This window comes from Pseudomonas sp. PS01301 (genome assembly GCF_029960215.1).
Lineage (GTDB): Bacteria > Pseudomonadota > Gammaproteobacteria > Pseudomonadales > Pseudomonadaceae > Aquipseudomonas > Aquipseudomonas coleopterorum.
Genome location: NZ_JASCPM010000101.1, coordinates 1 through 2529 on the forward strand (window position 1 = coordinate 1; position 2529 = coordinate 2529).

1 pseudogene is annotated in these 2529 nt (G+C 62.8%); it reads left to right on the forward strand.

The features are described 5' to 3' along the window. A pseudogene (locus QMX89_RS22550) lies at nucleotides 1-2069 on the forward strand (toxin); the annotation flags it as partial. Nucleotides 2070-2529: the final 460 nt, after the last annotated feature.

Sequence of the window (2529 nt, forward strand, 5' to 3'; positions counted from 1 at the left end):
CGGTGCACTACCGCAAGGCCGTGTACAACCACTTCATCAAGAACCTGATCGACCGCGGCGACAGCGCCTACCGCCAGTTGACCCCGGACGCCTTGAACGAAGCCAAGCTGTGGTACGTCCGCGTGCTAGACCTGCTGGGCCCACGCCCGGACAAGCGCCTGGTCAGCGGCTGGGAGCCGATCACCCTGAACGGCTTGGCCAATTCGGTCAACGGCAGGCTGCGCGCCTTCGAGCAGCGTTTGAATGAACAGGCACGCCTGACCGCCGAGAGCGAAGCGGCCAACGAGGGCCAATCGCTGATCATGTTCGCGCAACCGCGCCTGCAGCTGATGCCCTTCACCGCCGACCCGACCGTGCCGGAGCTGGACAGCCCGTACTTCCGTATCGCCTTGAACCGCGAGCTGGTGCAGAACTGGGACACCACCGAAGCACGCCTGCGCAACCTGCGCCACAACCGCACCCTGGACGGCAAGCCGCTGCAACTGCCGCTGTTCGCAGCGCCGCTGGATCCGCGGGCGCTGATGTCGGCCTACGGCAGCGGCGCTGCAGGTGGCGGTGCCGGCCGACTGCTGGGCCAGGAAATCCCGCACTACCGCTTCAATATCATGCACAACCGCGCCAGCGCTGCGGTGGAAAACCTGATCCAGTTCGGCAGCACCCTGCTGTCACTGCTCGAACGCAAGGAAGGCGCGCAACTGCAGGAAATGCAGCAACAGCAAGCCTGGGACATGGCCAAGCAGGCTGTGGTCCTGCAACAGCTGGTGCAGCAGGTGGAAACCGAGGGCCGCAAGGCGCTACTGGCCAGCCGCGCCATCGCCGAAAGCCGTCTGGCCTACTACGGCAAACTGGCCGATGAAGTGGTCAATGCCGGTGAAGTCGCCGCCGGTGTCCTGCACCTGCAGGGACGGGTGATGGAAGGTATCGCCTCGATATCCCAAGGCATCGGCGAAGCGCTGAAGCTGCCGCCGAACGAAGTCAGCGCGGTAGGCGGCGTCATCGCCGGCGGCGCTGGTGGCGCCATTGTAGGGGCCGGCTCTGGCGGCTGGCGGTTGGAAGGTGCGACCGGTATTGCCACTGCCGGCGCGCAACGGGTCGCCACCTCGTGTCGCGGCGCTGCCGAGGCACTGGACCGCGCCGAGCAGTACCGTCGCCGTCACCAGGAATGGATGCAGGCCGAAGAGCAAGCCCAGCGCGAAATCGAACAGATCGATGCGCAACTGGCCGTGCACGACGAGCAAGCCAAGGTCACCGCCGAGCAACTGCGGCAGACCGAAGTGCTGGTGGAGCAAGCCGCTACCACCTACCAGTTCCTGAGCAAGCGCTTCACCAATGCTCAGCTGTACCAGTGGCTCAATGGCCAGTTCGCCACCTTCTACTACCAGGCCTACGACACCGCCCTGTCGCTGTGCCTGGCTGCCGAAGCGTGCTGGCAGTACGAGATTGCCGACTTCAAGACCCGCTTCGTTCAGCCCGGTGCTTGGAAGGACAGCTACCGCGGCCTGACTGCCGGCGAGTCGCTCAAGCTCAACCTGATGAAGATGGAAGCGGCCTACCTGCAACGCAACGATCGCAAGCTGGAGATCACTAAAACGGTATCGGTGCGTCGGCTGCTGGAGACTGCAGAAAAACCATGGGCCACCGTGGTGCAGGACCTGAGCAAGGACGGAGGGCTGAAAATCGAACTGAGCAAAGCGCTATTCGAGCGTGATTACCCTGACCAGTACCTGCGCCGCATCAAGCGTGTCAGTGTGACCCTGCCCGCTGTGCTGGGCCCGTACCAGAACGTCGCGGCCATGCTGACGCAGACGTACAGCCAGGTTCAAATGAGTGCCGACCCCGACGCCACCCCTTGGGAAAACATGCGCGCCAGCCAACAGATCGCGTTGTCCAGCGGCATGGATGACGACGGGATGTTCACCCTTAACTTCGACGACGAACGCTACCTGCCCTTCGAAGGCACCGGTGCGGTGTCGAACTGGAACCTCAAGTTCACTCGTTCGACGCCCGAGCTGTTGGCATCGCTGAACGATGTGATCCTGAAAATCAGCTACACCGCCGTTTCGGCGTAACCGCAGCAACCTGCTCGCACGTTCAACGTGCGAGCAGGTTGCCCCTGCCCCTCAAGCCGGGCGGCCGCAACGGTCGCACCGGCATCTGTGCTTCTACTTACCCGCTCCTTGCGGCGTAATCTGGGGTACTACAAGTTTGCAATCCGCCACGCCTCCCTCTCTCTATGGAGGTCTGAGCGGCGTGGAGCCCTGTGCGCCTGGGCTTGGCAGGCCCCGGGAAACCCTTCCTTACACTGCCTCGGCCAGTCTGCCTACCTATCAGTTCTACGGATACCTCAAACCACCCGTTGCGGAAGAACATCAGGTTCGTTTTTCATTCCAAGAGCACCTGATCATGAACACGCCTGAACTGCCCGATCCCATCTTCGACAACGACGAAGACCTGACCCCTGAAATCGAACTGCCGGCTGAGCAGGAGCCGGTCTACAACCCACTGTTCGAAAACCTCGTACCCCAGCAG